The 16,616-nt window shown below is 72.0% G+C and carries 17 protein-coding genes and 2 pseudogenes; 8 read left to right on the top strand and 11 right to left on the bottom strand.

What is annotated here, in order from left to right:
* Nucleotides 1–1,000: glycerate kinase (locus tag LCE31_RS22555; RefSeq protein WP_225016929.1), on the bottom strand; the 1,000-nt coding region annotated here is incomplete at its 3' end.
* Between the two features lie 164 nt (nt 1,001–1,164).
* Between LCE31_RS22555 and LCE31_RS22550 the strand changes: the two genes are divergently transcribed.
* Nucleotides 1,165–1,659: an NUDIX domain-containing protein gene (locus LCE31_RS22550; protein WP_225016927.1), complete on the top strand. Its 495-nt coding sequence runs from the start codon at nt 1,165–1,167 to the stop codon at nt 1,657–1,659.
* A gap of 156 nt (nt 1,660–1,815) precedes the next feature.
* Nucleotides 1,816–2,538 carry an SIR2 family NAD-dependent protein deacylase gene (locus LCE31_RS22545; RefSeq protein WP_225016925.1) on the top strand — a complete coding sequence of 241 codons (723 nt, stop codon included), beginning with the start codon at nt 1,816–1,818 and terminating at the stop codon, nt 2,536–2,538.
* A gap of 88 nt (nt 2,539–2,626) precedes the next feature.
* On the opposite strand, the gene LCE31_RS22540 is transcribed toward LCE31_RS22545, so the two are convergent.
* From LCE31_RS22540 to LCE31_RS22530, 3 genes are all read right to left on the bottom strand, one after another.
* Entirely contained in the window at nt 2,627–3,130 is a 504-nt protein-coding gene (locus tag LCE31_RS22540) for a methylated-DNA--[protein]-cysteine S-methyltransferase (RefSeq protein ID WP_225016923.1), read from the bottom strand.
* 84 nt (nt 3,131–3,214) lie between these two features.
* Nucleotides 3,215–4,705, bottom strand: coding sequence for a DNA-3-methyladenine glycosylase 2 (locus LCE31_RS22535; protein ID WP_225016921.1), 1,491 nt, complete (start codon nt 4,703–4,705; stop codon nt 3,215–3,217).
* Between the two features lie 77 nt (nt 4,706–4,782).
* On the bottom strand, nt 4,783–5,400 hold the full coding sequence (locus LCE31_RS22530; RefSeq protein ID WP_225016919.1) for a TetR/AcrR family transcriptional regulator: 618 nt from the start codon (nt 5,398–5,400) through the stop codon (nt 4,783–4,785).
* A 228-nt stretch (nt 5,401–5,628) separates the two neighbouring features.
* Here LCE31_RS22530 and LCE31_RS22525 point away from each other — a divergent pair, with 228 nt between their 5' ends.
* The 3 genes from LCE31_RS22525 (at nt 5,629) to LCE31_RS22515 (ending at nt 8,792) form a co-directional block, all read left to right on the top strand.
* Nucleotides 5,629–6,822 carry an MFS transporter gene (locus LCE31_RS22525; RefSeq protein ID WP_225016917.1) on the top strand — a complete coding sequence of 398 codons (1,194 nt, stop codon included), beginning with the start codon at nt 5,629–5,631 and terminating at the stop codon, nt 6,820–6,822.
* Nucleotides 6,823–7,242: 420 nt separating this feature from the next.
* The gene (locus LCE31_RS22520) at nt 7,243–8,103 is read left to right on the top strand and encodes a metallophosphoesterase family protein (protein ID WP_225016914.1); all 861 of its coding nucleotides are present in this window, start codon (nt 7,243–7,245) and stop codon (nt 8,101–8,103) included.
* Nucleotides 8,100–8,792 carry a 4'-phosphopantetheinyl transferase family protein gene (locus LCE31_RS22515; protein ID WP_225016912.1) on the top strand — a complete coding sequence of 231 codons (693 nt, stop codon included), beginning with the start codon at nt 8,100–8,102 and terminating at the stop codon, nt 8,790–8,792. The genes LCE31_RS22520 and LCE31_RS22515 overlap by 4 nt, the downstream gene beginning before the upstream one ends.
* Before the next feature lie 65 nt (nt 8,793–8,857).
* On the opposite strand, the gene LCE31_RS22510 is transcribed toward LCE31_RS22515, so the two are convergent.
* From LCE31_RS22510 to LCE31_RS22490, 5 genes and pseudogenes are all read right to left on the bottom strand, one after another.
* Nucleotides 8,858–9,877, bottom strand: a complete 1,020-nt coding sequence (locus LCE31_RS22510) for a DUF5954 family protein (protein WP_225016910.1) — start codon at nt 9,875–9,877, stop codon at nt 8,858–8,860.
* A gap of 149 nt (nt 9,878–10,026) precedes the next feature.
* Complete coding sequence (locus LCE31_RS22505; RefSeq protein WP_225016908.1) at nt 10,027–11,091, bottom strand: trypsin-like serine peptidase; 1,065 nt, start codon at nt 11,089–11,091, stop codon at nt 10,027–10,029.
* A 314-nt stretch (nt 11,092–11,405) separates the two neighbouring features.
* A pseudogene (locus LCE31_RS22500) lies at nt 11,406–11,678 on the bottom strand (macro domain-containing protein); the annotation flags it as partial.
* A 218-nt stretch (nt 11,679–11,896) separates the two neighbouring features.
* Nucleotides 11,897–12,151: pseudogene (locus LCE31_RS22495) on the bottom strand (HAD family hydrolase); the annotation flags it as partial.
* Between the two features lie 417 nt (nt 12,152–12,568).
* Nucleotides 12,569–13,492: a LysR family transcriptional regulator gene (locus LCE31_RS22490; protein WP_225016906.1), complete on the bottom strand. Its 924-nt coding sequence runs from the start codon at nt 13,490–13,492 to the stop codon at nt 12,569–12,571.
* 314 nt (nt 13,493–13,806) lie between these two features.
* Here LCE31_RS22490 and LCE31_RS22485 point away from each other — a divergent pair, with 314 nt between their 5' ends.
* Both LCE31_RS22485 and LCE31_RS22480 read left to right on the top strand, forming a co-directional pair.
* Nucleotides 13,807–14,787, top strand: a complete 981-nt coding sequence (locus LCE31_RS22485; RefSeq protein ID WP_225016904.1) for an EamA family transporter — start codon at nt 13,807–13,809, stop codon at nt 14,785–14,787.
* Nucleotides 14,788–14,993: 206 nt separating this feature from the next.
* Nucleotides 14,994–15,518 (top strand): hypothetical protein, encoded by a 525-nt coding sequence (locus LCE31_RS22480; protein ID WP_225016902.1) that lies wholly within the window; start codon nt 14,994–14,996, stop codon nt 15,516–15,518.
* A 57-nt stretch (nt 15,519–15,575) separates the two neighbouring features.
* Here LCE31_RS22480 and LCE31_RS22475 read toward each other — a convergent pair whose 3' ends face one another.
* Nucleotides 15,576–15,707 (bottom strand): hypothetical protein, encoded by a 132-nt coding sequence (locus LCE31_RS22475; protein ID WP_374118521.1) that lies wholly within the window; start codon nt 15,705–15,707, stop codon nt 15,576–15,578.
* A 222-nt stretch (nt 15,708–15,929) separates the two neighbouring features.
* Nucleotides 15,930–16,127, bottom strand: a complete 198-nt coding sequence (locus LCE31_RS22470; protein WP_225016900.1) for a hypothetical protein — start codon at nt 16,125–16,127, stop codon at nt 15,930–15,932.
* Nucleotides 16,128–16,307: 180 nt separating this feature from the next.
* Between LCE31_RS22470 and LCE31_RS22465 the strand changes: the two genes are divergently transcribed.
* Nucleotides 16,308–16,541 carry a hypothetical protein gene (locus LCE31_RS22465; protein ID WP_225016898.1) on the top strand — a complete coding sequence of 78 codons (234 nt, stop codon included), beginning with the start codon at nt 16,308–16,310 and terminating at the stop codon, nt 16,539–16,541.
* The last annotated feature ends 75 nt before the right edge of the window (nt 16,542–16,616 follow it).

Genomic DNA, 16,616 nt, shown 5'->3' with positions numbered 1-16,616 from the left:
CCCCCCCCCCCCCCCCCCCCCCCCCCCCCCCCCCCCCCCCCCCCCCCCCCCCCCCCCCCCCCCCCCCCCCCCCCCCCGCCGCGACCCCCGCGGGGGCCTTGCCGTGCAGGGTCTGCGCGTCCAGCGAGCCCTCGCCCGTCACGACGAGCGTCGCGCGCTCCAGTGCCGCCGCGAAGCCCAGGACGTCGAGCATCACCTCGATGCCCGCCCGGAAACCGGCACCGAGGCCGACCAGCGCCCCGTAGCCGATGCCGCCCGCCGCCCCGGCGCCCGGCGCCTGGGCGAGGCCGGCCGCGCGGGAGCCCGGCACGGCTTCGAGCACCGCCGCGAAGGTGGTGAGCGCCGCGTCGAGCGCGGCGACGTCGTCGGGGCCCGCGCCCTTCTGGGGGCCGTACACCGCCGCGGCGCCCTTCGGCCCCGTCAGCGGGTTGTCGACGTCGCTCGCGAGCACGATCTCCGTGTCCGCCAGGCGCGCGTCGAGCCCGGACAGGTCCGCGGAGGCGAGGCGGGCGAGCCCGCCGCCGCCCGCGGGGACCTGCTCGCCCGCCGCGTCGAGGAACCGCGCCCCGAGCGCGGTGAGCATGCCCGCGCCGCCGTCGGTGGTCGCGCTCCCGCCGACTCCGAGGACGACCGTGCGCGCGCCCGCGTCGAGCGCGGCACGCAGCAGCTCCCCCGTGCCGTACGTCGTGGCCGTCAGCGGCGCGAAGACGCCGGGCGGCAGGTGCTGGAGGCCCGACGCCTCGGCCATCTCCACCACGGCGGTGCCCTCGCGCAGGGCGTAGGCCGCCGTCAGCCGCTCGCCGCGCGGCCCGGTGACCCGTGCCTCGTGGCGCTCGAACCCGGCGGCGAGGGCCGCGGCGACCGTACCGTCGCCGCCGTCGGCGACGGGCAGGGCCTCGACCCGTACCCCCGGCCGGACGCGGTGGATACCGGCCTCGACCCGCTCCGCGACCTCGACCGCCGTCAGCGATCCCTTGAACTTGTCCGCCGCGACCAGCACGCTCTCCCGCGTGCCGCCGCCGTCACGGGCCCCACTCACTGCTCCGTCCGTCACGTGTCATTCCTTTGCCTTCGAACAGACAGTCGCGCCGCCCACGACCCTATCCGGCGCTCGTCCGCGCTGCCCAGGCCCTTCGGGCGCAGCCGCCGCACTACGCTGCACGGGTGACAGTTAGCGACGACTACGCCACGTACATCGCGGGCCTGCCCCGCATCCTGGCCGGGGCCGCCATGTTGTTCCGCGACGCCGGGGGGAGGGTCCTCGCCGTCGAGCCGAACTACCGCGAGGGGTGGGCGCTGCCCGGCGGGACCGTCGAGTCCGACGAGGGCGAGAGCCCCCGGGACGGCGCCCGCAGGGAGACGCTGGAGGAGATCGGCCTGGACGTCGCGCCGGGCCGACTGCTCGCCGTCGACTGGGTGCCGGGCCCCGGCCGCCCGCCGATCGCCGCGTACCTCTACGACGGTGGGGTGCTCGACGCCGGGCAGCTGGCGTCGATCGTGCTCCAGGAGGAGGAGCTCGTGTCCTGGCGGCTCGTGGAGCGCTCCGAGATCGCCGCGTACTTCCCCGGGTCGCTGGGCGGCCGGGTGGCGGGCGCGCCCGACGTGCTGGAGTCGGGCGCGGGCACGGTGGAGCTGGAGAGCGGCAGGCCGGTCGGCTGACAGTCGGGCAGGCCGGTCGGCGGCACCCGGCGGCAGGGCGGTCGGCGGCACCCGGCGGCCGTCCCTCCCGGTCCGCCGTCCCGGTGCGGGGCGGCACCCGAGCCCGAGCGGGAAGGACCGGCGACCGGCCCGGCCTGGTTCCGTACGCTCGAAGGCATGACACTCGTCGCGATCCTGACCGGCGCGGGCATCTCCACGGACTCCGGCATTCCGGACTATCGCGGGCCGAACGGGGTATGGCGCCGCAACCCGGGCGCCGAGAAGTACGTGACGTACGACGCGTACATGAACGATCCGGAGATCCGCCGCCGCGCCTGGCGCCGGCGCGGTGACTCGCCGGCGCTGCGCGCGGAGCCGAACGCGGGCCATCGCGCGGTCACCGACCTGGAACGGTCGGGCACCCCGGTGCGGGTGATCACACAGAACGTGGACGGGCTGCACCAGAGGGCGGGCCTGCCCGCGCGGAAGGTCCTGGAACTCCACGGCACGGCGCGCGAGATCATGTGCGCGGCGTGCCGCCGGAGGTCCGGAGTGGACCGGGCTCTCGCGCGGGTCGCGGCCGGGGACGACGACCCGCGGTGCGAGGAGTGCGGCGGCATCCTCAAGTCGGCGACGGTCATGTTCGGTGAGCGCCTCGACCCCGCGGTGCTGGGGCAGGCGATGGCGATCGCGAAGGGCTGCGAGGTCTTCATCGCCGTGGGCAGCACGCTCACGGTCCAGCCGGCCGCGTCCCTGGCGGGCATCGCGGCGGACCACGGCGCACGGCTGATCGTGGTGAACGCGGACCCGACACCCTACGACGACCGGGCGGAGCGGGTGATCAGGGAACCGATCGGCACCTCGCTGCCGCCGCTGCTGCGGACGTTCCACGCCCGATGAGCCCGCCCGGCGGACGGCGTAGGACGGCCTGGTCGGCCGCCGGGCCCCCGGCTCGCACGGCGTGCGCTCCCGGTCCGCGCCGGAGCTCTCAGAACAGCGCGTCCGCCGGCGCGTCCGCGTGGCCGGACTCAAGGGCCAGCAGGCGCTGCTTGTTCGCGAGTCCGCCGCCGTAGCCGGTCAGGCTGCCGGTGGAGCCCACCACGCGGTGGCAGGGCACGACGATACTCACCGGATTCCTGCCGTTCGCCAGGCCCACCGCCCGGGAGGCGCCCGGCTGCCCGAGGGCCGCGGCGAGTTGGCCGTACGAACGCGTCTGCCCGTAGGGGATGCGGGTGAGTTCGCTCCAGACGCGGCGCTGGAAGTCGGTGCCCGCCAGGTGCACCGGGAGGTCGAAGTCCCGCAACTCGCCGCGGAAGTAGGCCTCCAGCTGCTCGACGACCGCGGCGAAGGGCCGGTCCGAGCGGGCGCCGAAGGTCTCGGCGGGCGGCATGTGGCGGTGGCTGACCATGTAGACGCCGCTCAGGGCGCCGTCCGTCGCCACCAGGGTCAGGGGCCCGAGCGGGCTGTCCATCAGGGTGTGCCGGTGTTCCATGTCCTCAACTCTCCTGAACTGCAACTGGGCTGCGATGCGTGGTGATCGTCGGGGCGGCGCGGGGCGAGGTGCTCGGGCGGTGCGCTACGCCGGGAGGCGGTTGATCGGGTGGTCGCCCGTGGCCCACAGATACTGCGTCGCGTACGCCCGCCACGGGCGCCAGGCCGACGCCCGCGCCGTCAGGGCGGCCGGAGTCGCGGGCAGGCCCAGATGGGCCGCGGCCTTGCGGACCCCGAGGTCCGTGGGGAGGAACGCGTCGGGGTCGCCCAGCGCCCGCATCGCGATCGACTCCACGCTCCAGGGGCCGAGCCCGGGCAGGGCCGACAGCCGGGCCCTGGCCTCGTCCCAGTCGCTGTCGGGGCCGAGGCGCAGGTCTCCCGAGGACAGGGCACGCACCAGGCCGGTGAGCGTCCTGCGCCGGGAGCGCGGGAAGGCCAGGGTCTCGGGGTCCAGCCCGGCGAGAGCCTCCGGGGTGGGGAAGAGGTGCGTGAGACCGCCGTCGGGGTCGTCCACCGGAAGGCCGTGGGCGGTCACGAGGCGCGACGCGTGGGTGCGGGCCGCCGCCGTGGACACCTGCTGGCCGAGCACCGCGCGTACGGCGAACTCCGCCGCGTCCACGGTGCGCGGGACGCGGCGGCCCGGCGCCTTCTCGACCAGCGGGGCGAGTTCCGGGTCGGCGGCGAGTTCCCCGTCCACCGCGACCGGGTCGGCGTCCAGGTCGAGCAGCCTGCGGCAGGCGCTGATGGCCACGGTCAGATCGCGCGGGTCGGTGAGAGAGAGCCGGCACGCCACATGGCCGGGGCGGGGAGCGAGGGACACGGTGCCGTGCCCGTACGGCAGGGTGAGGGTGCGCCGGTATGCGCCGTCCCGCCACTCCTCCACGCCGGGCACACCGGTGGCCACCAGATGCCCGAACAGGTTGTCCGGGGTGAGCGGCGAGCGGAACGGCAGCCGCAGCGCTATCACGCCGGGCACCGGGGTCCGCCCGCCGCGCCCGCCCCGCGCGCCCGACCGCGCGGCGCGCTCGCGCAGCTCGGTCGGCGACAGCGCGAAGACCTGCTGGACCGTGTCGTTGAACGACCGTACGGAGGCGAAGCCCGAGGCGAACGCGGTCTCCGCCATCGGCAGTCCCGTCGTCTCGATCAGCAGCCGCGCGGTCTGCGCCCGCTGGGCGCGCGCCAGCGCGAGCGGACCGGCGCCCAGCTCGGCGCGCAGCTGGCGCTCGATCTGCCGCGCCGAGTAGCCGAGGCGGCCGGCCAGGCCCGCCACGCCCTCCCGGTCCACCACCCCGTCCTGGATGAGCCGCATGGCGCGGGCGACGCTGTCCGCCCTCGCGTTCCAGGCGGGGGAACCGGGGCTGGCGTGGGGGGGGGACCGCTTGCAGGCCCGGAACCCGGCCTGCTGGCAGGCCGCCGCGCTCGGGTGGAAGACCATGTTCTCCGGTTTCGGCGGCACGACGGGGCAGCTCGGCCGGCAGTAGATGCCGGTGGTCAGCACGGCGGTGAAGAACCAGCCGTCGAACCGCTCGTCCTTGGACTGTACGGCCCGGACGCAGCGTTCCCTGTCGGTGTGCATGGTCCCAGCATCGGTGACGGACGGCCCGGAAGCTCGCAGAAAAACGACATCAAGGTCGGGCCGGCCGGCCGGGCCGGTCAGGCGCCGCTCCGCACCGGCACGGGCCACACCGCAAGGACGGCGTCCGCCGCCGCGTGCAGTTCCGGGGCGCTCATCCCGTCGCACGCCTGGGTGGAGAGCCCCAGCAGGAAGGAGTGGATGACGGACGCGACGGCGTCCACGTCGGTCTCCTCGGCGAGTTCTCCCGCCGCGACCCCGCGGACGATGCAGGCCCTGATGCGGCCCCGGCCCACGGCACGCCACGCCTTCATCGTGCCGTGTGCGGCGGCCCGGTCCTTCTCCTGGCCTCCGACCGTGCCCGCCAGGGAGACGAGGCAGCCGAGGGGGTGGGAGGGGTCGGTCTGCATGTCGATGGAGCGGTGCAGCATCTGGTGGACCGCCTCGCGCGGGCTGAGGGACTCGTCGTCCACCACCGCGGTGACGCTGCCCGGCCCGGCCATGTAGTGCTCCACGGCCCGCTCGAAGAGGCCGTGCTTGGAGCCGAACGACCCGTACAGGCTCGCCGAGGACAGGCCTGTGGCGTCCCTGAGCTGGGCCATGGACGTCGCTTCGTAGCCGTGTTCCCAGAACAGGATCGCCGCGGCTTCCAGCACCTGCTCCATGTCGAAGGCGCGGGGACGGCCGACAGTGGACAAGGCACACCTCCTGCACACCCGAGTTTCGGATCGATCGCTCCACTTTAACACCGCGACAGCCCGCCGACGCGCCCGTGCGCGCGTACCGCGAGGACGTTCGGAATCGCCGGCGCGCACCGCGGGGCCGCCCGGGCCAAACCCTTTCGGATCAAACGATCCACATTTGACAGAGGGGTACCGCTCGATCAATATCGGATCGGTCGATCCGTAATTCAAGGAGCCATCCAGATGACCGCTACGAGCGTCACCACCGCCTCTCCCCGATCAGATACGAGGCTGCCCCTCGCCGCTCTGACCGTGATGGCGAGCACCATCTTCATCGTGATCATGACCGAGACAATGCCGGCCGGACTGCTGCCGCAGATCGCCGACGGGATCGGCGTCTCCGCGGGCGCGGCGGGCCAGCTCGTCAGCGCCTACGCGATCGGCACGGTCCTCGCGGCGATCCCCGCGATCGTGCTGACCCGCGGAGTCCGGCGCAAGCCCCTGCTGGTGGTCGGGCTGCTCGGGTTCCTCATCGCCAACACCGTCACCGCCCTGGCGCCCGACCTCGCTCTCGCCCTCGTCGTCCGGTTCGTCGCGGGCGCGTTCTCCGGTCTGCTGTGGGGCATGCTCGCCGGATACGCCCTGCGCATCACCGCGCCGGAACGCGCCGGGCGGGCCCTGGCCATCGCCATGAGCGGGACCCCGGTCGCGCTCGCGGCCGGTACACCGCTGGGCACCTGGCTCGGTGCGACGGTCGGGTGGCGGTGGACGTTCGCCGCGATGTCCCTGCTCGTCGCCCTCGTCCTCGTCGCCGCACTGTTCCTCGTCCCCGACGCTCCGGGCCAGGAGGCGCGGACACGGCTGCCGTTCGCCAAGGTCCTGCGGCTTCCGGGGGTCGCGACCATCCTCGCCGTCGTGTTCGTCTGGATGCTCGCGCACAATCTCATGTACGCGTACATCGCCCCCTACGTGCAGCAGGCGCACCTCGATCTGAAGCCCGATGTCGCTCTGGTCGTCTTCGGTGTCGCCGCGATCGGCGGCATCTGGATCACGGGGACCCTGGTCGACCGCATGATGCGACGGCTCGTCCTGGCGAGCATCAGTCTCTTCATCGTGGCCGGAGCGGTTCTGCTCGCGACCCAGGGCTCCACACCGCTCGCGATCGTCGCCATCATCCTGTGGGGCGTCGCCTTCGGCGGCTCGGCGACACAGTTGCAGACCGCCACAGGCGCCGCCGCGGGCGCGAACGCCGACGCGGCCATCGCCCTGGTCACCACATCCTTCAACCTGGCGATCTTCGCGGCGGGGGCGGTCGGCGGAATCCTGGTCGACGGGGTCGGGGCCAGGTCCCTCCCGGTGGCAATGATCGTCCTCGCGGCCGTCTCCCTGATCGCGGTCGGCTTCGGCCGGCGCGCCGCGTTCAGGCCCGCCCACTGACGGGCCCGCACCGGCGGCGCTCACTCACTGACGGGCCCGCTTCCGGCGGCGCGCGGGCCCCCCCCCCGGGCCGCCCCCCCCCCCCCCCGGGGGGGGGGGGGGGGGGGGGGGGGGGGCGGGGGGGGGGGGGGGGGGGGGGGGGCCCCCCCCCCCCCCCGGCCCGGGGCCCGGGGGGGGGGGCCCCCCCCCGGGGGGGGGCCGGCCCCGCCGGCGGGGCGCGGCCGTTCGTGCGGCGGCCGGCGCCCGGCTGTCGGCCGAACCCCTTCGGCCCTCCTGGCGCGGGCGGGGCTCGGGGTAGCATCCAGTGGTGACGAGTCAGCACGCAACTCTGCTCCCGCCGCGACGGATTGACCGGCACCCGGGCCCGGCCGTGGCCGCAGCGCCGGCCGCGCCCTGTGCGGCCCGACCCCTGGACGACGCGTGACGGCCCCCGGGGGCGGTCCGCAGCTGCTCGCGATCAGCGACCTGCACGTCGGTCACTCCGACAACCGGGGCATCATCGAGTCCCTGCGCCCCGGCGGGGACGAGGACTGGCTGATCGTCGCGGGAGACGTCGGGGAGATCAGCACGGACATCGAGTGGGCGCTGGGACTGCTCGCCGGACGCTTCGCCAAGGTCGTATGGGCGCCGGGCAACCACGAGTTGTGGACCCACCCGTCGGACCCGCTCACGCTGCGTGGGCGGTTCCGCTACGACCACCTGGTGTCGATGTGCCGGGAACTCGGCGTCGTCACGCCCGAGGACCCGTATCCGGTGTGGCGGGGCGAGGGCGGTCCCGTGACGATCGCACCGCTGTTCCTGCTGTACGACTACTCGTTCCGGGCGCCCGGCACCTCCACCAAGGAGGAGTCCCTGCGCGTGGCGCACGAGGCGGGCGTCGTCTGCACGGACGAGTACATGCTGCACCCCGATCCGTACGAGACCCGCGACGCGTGGTGCGCGGCGCGGGTTGCGGAGACCGCGAAGCGGCTGTCCGCGTGCGATCCGGAGCTGCCGACAGTGCTCGTCAGCCACTGGCCGCTGGTGCGCGAGCCGACGGACGTCATGTACTACCCGGAGTTCGCGCAGTGGTGCGGGACGACGCTCACCGCGGACTGGCACCTCACGTACCGCGCGCTCGCTGCGGTCTACGGCCATCTGCACATCCCGCGCAGGACGGCGTACGACGGCGTGCCGTTCATCGAGGTCTCCGTGGGCTACCCGCGCGAGTGGCGGGGGCGTACCGGGCCGCGCCCGGGGCTGCGCGAGATCCTTCCCGCCCTGGCACGGGAGGCGCGGTGATCGCGGGGCTGCTCCCGGCGGCCGTGACGGCGTACGACACGTTCACCGACGCGTCGGGCGACGTCCTGTTCCCCGAGGAGCGTGCCGTGGTGGCGCGGGCCGTCGACAAGCGGCGCCGCGAGTTCACGACCGTACGGGACCTCGCGAGGACGGCGATGGCGGAACTGGGCGTGTCCCCGGTGCCCCTGCTGCCGGACCGGCGCGGCGCTCCGCAGTGGCCCGACGGCCTCGTCGGGAGCATGACCCACTGCGACGGCTATCGCGCGGCGGCGCTGGCGCGGGCCGCCGACGTGCACGCGATCGGTATCGACGCCGAACCGAATGAGCCGCTGCCGGACGGCGTGCTGGAGGCGGTGACCCTGCCGGCCGAGCGGACGCGGATCACCGCGCTCGCCGCCGCGTACCCGCATGTGGCGTGGGACCGGCTCGTGTTCAGCCTGAAGGAGACCATCTTCAAGGCGTGGTACCCGCGGACCCGCTACGAACTCGACTTCGCGGAAGCCGACGTGACACCCGTCCCCGAGGCGGACTCGTCGGGCACGTTCGGCTTCGCGCTGACCGTGGCGCCTGACGGCCCCGACACCCGGTGGCTGACGGCGACCCGCGGGCGCTGGACAACCGGGGACGGCATCCTCGTCACGGCGCTCGCCGTACCGAGGACGGCGCTGCCGGCCCAGCGCCGCGGCTGATCGCCCACCGGCCGCGCGGGCCGGCGGACCGGGCCGTGCCCCGCGCGCCGGGCCCGCTGCCGCTGTCAGCTGTCGAAGTGCAGGGTGCCGTCCTCGTCCATGGTCGGATGCAGCTTCATCGGCCCGTACTCGTCATGGTCGGAGCGGCGCGGCGGCTCCGGCCCCTCCGGGCCCGTACGCACCAGTCGCTCGATCCGGCAGATCCGGTACAGGACGTCGCCGACCCGCGCCTCGTTGGCGCGACGGGCCGCCCGGAACCCCTCCGCGGCCCGTGCGTAGGCGGCTCTCTCGCGCTCGTCGAACTCGTACATCAGCGGCCACGTCTCGGTCATCGCCCCGTACAGCAGGCGGCGGGCGTCGTGGGGAGTGGGCATGAGGGAACTGCGGGGCGTCCACCGCGTGCCCTTGCGTTCGGCCACGCCGAACCCGGTGGGCAGCAGCACCACCTCGGGATGGGTCCGCACCGAACGGGCCGAGTCCGCACGCACCTCGGCGGGAAACCTCGCCCCGCTGTACGCGAATTCCCGCAGCGCCAGCTTCATCGCGGCGGCCATCGGGCTCAGTTCCTCCTGCCCGGCGTCCAGACAGGCGCCCGGATCGAGCGAGGGCACGTCACGGCGCCTGTCCCAGGACGGCCTTGGCGGGTCCATGTCGGTCGGGCGCGGCGGTTCGAGGCCGTCCTCGCCACTGCGTGCCATCTCGTCGCCGCGCACCACCCGGTAGCGCGTGCCGAGGACTTCGACCTCGTTGGGCGTCTCGCGCTCCAGCACCGCGACCGCGGCGAGCAGTTCGCGGCGTACGGCGCGGTCGTCGGTGTCGTCCTTCGCGCGAAACCACAGCAGGGAGTTGAGGCTGTCCCGCGCCTCCTGAGGGGTGCCGCAGATGACCGGCTTCACCACCCGCCAGGCTCCGCCGGGCTCCGTGTCCCGGGCGGCGAGCCCGAACACCGGCCCGCGCAGGGCGAGATGCGGATAGCTGACGGAGGCCCTGACGGCATCCGTCTCGACCACCCAGGCGGTGGGGTCGTCCCGGCGCACAAGACCAGCGTGAAGCTGCTCCAGCTGGCGCATCCAGTCTCCGGCCATGTGCACATTGTCCACGTGCGGACACGGAGCGTGGACCGAACGACGGAAGATCCCCGCGATCTCCCTATCGCGCCCACTCCGCGCCCGCCCCGCGTCCGTACACCTGACCGTGTGTCCGGCCCTGTGTACGGCGGCGGGGCGGAGCCCGGTCAGGAACCTGCCTGCTGGTAGAGGCTCAGGGCCTCGTTGCCGAGGTACGGGTGGTACTCGTTGCTGCCCGCGCTGACGCTGATGTTTCCGACGAGGTAGCCGCCGCCGGTGGAGCTGTCGAAGTTGGAGAGGAAGCCGCCGCCGCTGGACCCGCCGGTCTGCACGCAGTCGATGCCCCACATCGTGGAGCCGGCCCGGCCCGTGTCCGCGAACTCCGTGCCCTCGCAGTGGTTGAGGCGCTCGCCGCCGCCCTCGGCGGCCGAGCCGCCGTAGCCGAACGAGTGAACGTCCTGTCCCGTGGGCGAGTTGAAGGCGATGCCCTGCGCGCCCACGGTGTCCGCGAGCGTCGCGCCGTTCACCGTGCCCACCTTGGCGAAGGCGAAGTCGTAGTTGGCGTTGCCGCCGGTGGAGACGTACTCGTCACGGTGGAAGAGGGCGGACGCGGTGAACGTGCCGTAGGGGCGGTTCCCGTTGGCGTATCCCGGGATGAACACCCAGTTCTGGTAGACCTCGCCGGTGGCGGCGTCGACCACGCAGTGCCCTGCCGTCAGCACGATCGACTTGTTGTCGCTGTTCGCGACCGTCGCCGAGCAGGCGAACGTGCCGCCCGTCGAGTTCTGGAAGAAGACCTTGCCCTCGGTGGTGCTGATCAGGCCGCCGCCGGTCCACGCGGTCGGATCGGACGCGAGGGCCGCCGAGGCGTCAGGGGCCGTGCGGGACGCCGGACTCACGGCCGGCGCGGGCCGCGGGGGCACCAGGACGCGCGCCCCGGTCCCCGCGGCCTCCGGGGGCGGCGGCGTCGGCACGAAGCTGTCCGCGGGGACGGCACCGCTCGCGGCCCGGCCCGTCCGCGCCGGATCTGCGGTCGTCACGTCCTTGGCGCCGCGCAGCCGTGCGGCGGTCCAGAAGCGGGCGGCCTCGCGCTGGTCGTTCCCGCTCACATGCGTCGCGACGGTGCCCGCGGAGGGGGCGGGGGTCACCGCCAGGGCAGGCGAGGCACCCGCCAGTGCGGCGGCAGCCAGGAGGACCGTGGCGAGACCCGTGGCTCTGAGTCGTGGATTCATCGTTGCTCCTCGTTGTGGGGAGGGAGGGCACGACGGACGGCCGCGCACACCCCGTTCAGACATCGTTGTCAGAAGGGGGCCACGACCTGATCCGCGCTCATGTCAGCGTGGCACGGCGGCAGTTGACTGTCCATGGCGTCCGTCATGCGCACCCATGACGCCACGCCATGCCCACGGGCCCGCCCGTCACGGGAGGGGGCCGTCAGCGCAACGGGGCGCTCGCCACCGGAGGGGTCTCTCAGCCCACCGGGCCCGCCCGGCCATTGGAGGGTCCCGTCAGCCCAGCGGGCCCGCCGGCCATCGGGGGCCCGACATCCCAGCTGTTCGGCGAACGCGGCGTACGCCCGGTCCTCGAAGAGGACGAACCGCACCTCCCCGACAGCCGTCTCCGTCTCCCTCACCGTCTCGACGGCGATCCGTGCGGCGTCCTGGAGAGGCTGTCCGTACGCACCGGCCGAGATCGCCGGGAACGCCACCGTCCGTGCGCCCAACTCATCGGCAACGCGCAGGGATTCGCGATAGCAGGACGCCAGGAGCGAGGGGCCCTCGGCGGAGGCGCCGTACACTGGGCCCACGGTGTGCAGCATTTACCCATCAAGTCACGCGCCCAGGACTACAGCCCGAGCCCCCATGTCGAGAGGGAACATCGCGCACTCCCCTTCGTGCGTCTTCAGCTCCGCTGTGCGGCCGTCGTGGTCAATAGCGCCGAAATGGTATTGGACGTGTCGTCCTAGGCTTCGACGTCGGCCTCGGGGTATTCGGCTGCGGGAGAGGCGGGCTCTCAGCAGAGAACCGTCATCCAACTGAGTTGCGCGGCTCGTTGCATGTGCTGCTCGGTGAGGGCCTGCGCGAACCGTTCGAAGTTGCTCCGGTCGGTCGTGATGCCGTGCATCGCCGCGGTCTCGCGGAAGATCACAGCCTCGGTGATGCCGTCGATCTTCGCCTGGTCCCGCATGGGCTGACCCGTCACCTGCTCGAAGGCTGCGGCGGACAGCTCGCGCCCGACGCCGCGCGACTCGATGAGCGTGTGGTCGATGTCCCACAAGACCAGGTGAGGCATACGTGCCGCTCCTCCCCAAATTTCGATCACAATGAGTGCCCCAATGGTCGCGGACGGCCCCGTACAAGGGAAGTCCGACCTACGCTGACGTAACACGGGAGGGCGGACGGCGGATGGCGGAAACACCGAAGCTGCCTATCGGGGCACGGATCAGGCACGGCCGGAAGAAGCAGCGGCTGGTTGTTCCCTTCCGAGGTTGGATTCCCAGGACCGGACGGGCCCGCCGTGTGGCCGCGTAGCGGTCCCGCCGCGCGTGAGCGCGCGGAGCGGCCCAGATGCGCCCCCAGCGGCGCGACGGCCGGGCCCCAGTCCGCTGCTCCCCACTTGGTGGGCCGTCAGGCCCTGTGGTAGCCGTCAGGCTCCTGCCCCGGCTGTTAGGGGCTGCGCCATCAGGCTGCCGGGGCGGCGCGTGCTCCGTCAGCCGGCCCGGTCTTCGTGCTCGGCGGCGAGGCCGTCAAGGAGCGAGGCCACCGCACTGATGGCCGGGTGCCGATCGCTGCCACTGCGCACGACCCGCACGAACTGCCGGACCGGTCTGACGCTTCCCGCCAACGACGTGCGGATCAGCTGGGGATGGGGTGGCAGGGCCGCAGTGGCTGGGATGAGCGCGATACCGAGGCCGTTCGCGACCAGGCTCGCCACAGCGCTCCACTCGCGGGCTTGGTGGGCGATGGCCGGACTGAAGCCAACACTGTTGCAGGCGGCGAGAATGAGCTGGCGCGCGGAGTCACCGGGAAACCCCACCACCCACGACTCCTCCGCAAGGTCGTGGAAAGCAACCGAAGGGCGTCCGACCAGCGGATGATTGACGCAAGTGAGGAGCTCGAAAGGGTCGTCGAAGAGCGGATGCTGCGCAAACGCGGCATCGCTCAGCGGCGGGTTGTCGGCAGTCGCCTCCACCACGGCGAGATCGGTGTCTCCGGAGAACAACAGGTCGAAACAGTCCGCCGGCTCCGCTTCCCGGACCTCGACGGTCAGCGTTGGCGAGACGTGCTGAAGCTGCGCGGCTACCGGGGCGAGCAGGATCGAGACTGCCGTGGGGAAGCCGGCCAGCCGTAGAGTCCCGCTCAGCGCGGCCGACCGAGTGGTGGCCAACTCTGCCTCGGCCTGCTGCCAGTAGTCCTCCATCCGTTCCGCGTGACGGAGCAGCACCCAGGCGGCCGGGGTCAGCCGTACCCGGCGTCCGTACGGCTCCAGCAAAGGGGCCCCTACGTCGCGGCTGAGCTGGCGCATCTGCTGGGAGGCTGCCGAGGGGGTCAGGTGCAGAGACGCGGCTGCCGCGGTGACCGTGCCGTACCGGGCGATCGCCCGTAGAGCCGTCAGGCGCCGCAGATCAATCATGAAACTTTTTTACACGTTTTTGTGAATAAACCCAACCTGGACCTGCATGCTCGACCGCCGGGACACTCTCAGGAGACCCCTACACCTGCGAGGAGGAGGAACGGCGCCGTGCGCACATGCCCGTACCGCAGCCGGCCCGGGAGGATCTCCCGACACCGAGCCGAGGACGGCCTGACCGTCCGGGCCCACGGCGTTTGTGGCTCACTTCGGGCCAGAGCGGTCACAGCGCGCTCAGGGACCGTCGCCACACGCGGGGGCCCCCGCGTCACCAGCGTCCAGATGCAGCACAGCTCGCCCCCGTCGAGGGTCTGACCATGGCCAAGATCCGTGTCCCTGCCCGGTCGACCGCCACCACGGGCGTGGCAATGGTCTTGGTCAGCGTTCTGGCCATGCAGGGTGGCCAAGCAGTCGCCACGGTCGCCTTCACCGTGGCCTCTCCGTTAGTGATCACCGCACTCCGATTCGGATTCGGTGCTCCGCTGCTGTGGCTGATCCAGCGGCCCCGCCTGCCCAAAGACGGCGGCTCACTGCTGCTCATCGCGGCACTGGGCACGTCCCTGGCCGCAGTCAACATCACCATCTACCTGAGCCTGGCCAAGATCCCCCTCGGCATTGCCGTCCCCTTGCAGTTCCTCGGAGCCCTGACCGTCTCCCTGGCCGGTGCGCGCCGTCCGCTCCACCTGGTCTGGGCGGTACTGGCAGCCGGTGGAGTCTTCTTGATCAACTATCGGTCCGCGGGCTCCCTTTCCAGTGCGGGCATCGTTTTCGCTTTGGCATCGGCGCTTCCTTGGGCCGCCTACATGCTCCTCGGCTCCCACGCCGGCCGTCGCTACCGGGGAGACAACATCCTCGCACCGGCGACTTTGTGGGCTGCGCTGCTGACCATCCCTGTCGCTGCGACCACACAACCGCAGGCCTTCCTCAACCCGTGGGTCCTCGGCGCCGGCTCAGTCGTTGCCCTGCTCAGCAGCGTCGTGGCCAACTCCCTGGAACTCGCCGCACTGCGACGCGTCTCGTCCGCAGCCTTCGCCGTCCTCGTCAGTCTGGAGCCGGTCGCCGCCGCCCTGCTCGGGCTCGTCATCCTCAGCCAGGACCTCACATGGACACAATGGCTGGGAACACTCCTCATCGTCACCGCAGCCATCGGCACAACGACCGACCAGCGGCGCGCAGGCCAGCCACCCCGTCGAACCAGTCACCAACCGAAAAACGGGGACCAGTCACCGCACCAGCACCATCACACGCCGACTCCCAGACCATGCTCTGCCGCAACACCTCACGGTCAGCGAGACTGAGCCTTCCATCGGCCGAAGCGGGCCGTGCCAGTGGCACGGGGGCTGCCAGGGTGGCTTTATCGAGCAACAGTGGGTTCTGGCACAGATCTTGGGGAGCGGTCGCAGAGTGTCACCGGGGCATGAGCCGAGTCGGACCACAGGGCGGTTTGCCGGGACAGTCCAAATTGCAGGGCTGCCTCGCGAACTGTGCTGGCATCGTATGAACCATGGCAGCGATAGACGAGACATCCGAACCTGACAGCCCTGTCCACAACACCTATCCGCCCCTGGTGGAGGCGGCGTGGCTGTATCAGGCGGATCAGGTGTGTCCGGAAGACCTACCGATGACCGCTGCCCAGGCACTCGCGGCGGGAATGGACACGCCAACCCTGTGCGAGCTCGCCGGCCTGCCGCGTCACGCGGACCCCCGGGAAATCCGCGACACGTTCGAGCAGGCTCTCGAAGAATTGGGGATCAATCTGCCCGATCACGACCTGGCCCGACGATTTGCGCTGCGCAGGCTGGCCACGCGCTTCACCGCCGGGAAGGTGGATCTCGCCGAAATGGCGTCGGACGAGTGGTCGGAGATGGAAGTCGAGACCGCTGAGGAGCAAGCATTCCTGGCTCTACTCCCACCATGCGCGTGCTGCATCGAGTACACGCTGGGGCTCGACGAGGCTGCGTGGGAAGCGAAACTGCAGAGAGCTGCCTGTGCCTTGGTCTCGCATCCCACTGTTGGGCCGCGCTTCTGACGGGTGAGGTCCGAAGGCGTTTCTGGCGCAACATCTGGGGTCGAAAACTCCGGAGGGTCACTGAAGCAGGATCATCTTGCGGAGGAGTTCGAATCCGGCTCGGCCGTAGAGCTGCCGCTTGATCTTCTTGATGCGATTGACGTCGCCCTCGATTGACGGCGCCCTCGATGCTGCCGGAGCTCCAGTCAAGCGTGAGCCCGGCGGTCACGGCGTCAAGGTCTCGGAGCAAGTGGAGTGCGAAGCCGGTGAGGCCGGGCAGCCGGCTCGCGTCGACTGCGTCGATCCAGGTGGGGAGTCTGGAGCCGAGGCGGTCGGTGAGTATCTCGCCAAAATCGCGGATGTGTCCGGCCGCCTTGTCCAGTTCGGGGCAGCGGGCCAGCACCTCCTTCAGGCCAGCCCGGCCTTCCTCGGTCAGGGCCGCGGGGTGACGGGTGAGCCAGCCGGTCGCCTGCCGTACTGCCAGGGTCGTGGCGGTGGGGAGTAGGGCGCCTCGCGCAAGGTGGCGATGTGGGCGCGGACCATGGCGTAGGTGACGGGAGCGCGCTCGGCAACCAGCTCGCCGTGCAGTCGGGTGACACTGGTGCATCCCTCGGCGAAAACACCGATCAAGGTAGGGCTTGTAAGGGTCCAGCCTGTCGACCACGACAGCGACGGCCAAGGGGCTTGGCGGGAAGTCACATCCGGTTTTCAGACGGCAATGCTGTACGCGGTCTCACACGACGCCTCACACAGTCGAACGCCAAGGTGACGCTCCGCGACCACTCCCCAAGATCTGTGCCAGAGCCGGCCTTGATCGAGGTCTTGCTGCTGGGCCGGTATCTGCCGCACGAGCACATCGTCGCCGGTTTGGCCGCAGCTTTGCGCGCCGGGGCGATGACCGCCGACGCCGTCGCCCTGGAGACCCGCAAGGCAGCCCAGGCCGAGACCGAGCCCGACCTGGCAGGCCGGCCGCTGCTGGGAGAAACCCTCGAGAACCGGCTCTATCCCATGGCGGCTGTGTCTGCCCACACCTTGACAGGCTAAGAAGTCATCTCATTTGGTTGGGTAGTCTGGGCTCGTGGGGATAGTGGAGCGTCTCGTGCCTGATGAGTTGTGGGA

Origin of the sequence: Streptomyces sp. 8L, assembly GCF_020176795.1 — a bacterium.
Lineage (GTDB): Bacteria > Actinomycetota > Actinomycetes > Streptomycetales > Streptomycetaceae > Streptomyces.
This window is presented reverse-complemented; position numbering and strand designations above follow the sequence as displayed.

What these genes read in the sequence shown, in the direction of transcription:
- LCE31_RS22545 (WP_225016925.1), top strand. Translation starts at nt 1,816, where the DNA reads ATGACACTCGTCGCGATCCTGACCGGCGCGGGCATCTCCACGGACTCC.
- LCE31_RS22540 (WP_225016923.1), bottom strand. Translation starts at nt 3,130, where the DNA reads ATGGAACACCGGCACACCCTGATGGACAGCCCGCTCGGGCCCCTGACC.
- LCE31_RS22535 (WP_225016921.1), bottom strand. Translation starts at nt 4,705, where the DNA reads ATGCACACCGACAGGGAACGCTGCGTCCGGGCCGTACAGTCCAAGGAC.
- LCE31_RS22525 (WP_225016917.1), top strand. Translation starts at nt 5,629, where the DNA reads ATGACCGCTACGAGCGTCACCACCGCCTCTCCCCGATCAGATACGAGG.
- LCE31_RS22510 (WP_225016910.1), bottom strand. Translation starts at nt 9,877, where the DNA reads ATGGCCGGAGACTGGATGCGCCAGCTGGAGCAGCTTCACGCTGGTCTT.
- LCE31_RS22505 (WP_225016908.1), bottom strand. Translation starts at nt 11,091, where the DNA reads ATGAATCCACGACTCAGAGCCACGGGTCTCGCCACGGTCCTCCTGGCT.
- LCE31_RS22490 (WP_225016906.1), bottom strand. Translation starts at nt 13,492, where the DNA reads ATGATTGATCTGCGGCGCCTGACGGCTCTACGGGCGATCGCCCGGTAC.
- LCE31_RS22485 (WP_225016904.1), top strand. Translation starts at nt 13,807, where the DNA reads ATGGCCAAGATCCGTGTCCCTGCCCGGTCGACCGCCACCACGGGCGTG.
- LCE31_RS22480 (WP_225016902.1), top strand. Translation starts at nt 14,994, where the DNA reads ATGGCAGCGATAGACGAGACATCCGAACCTGACAGCCCTGTCCACAAC.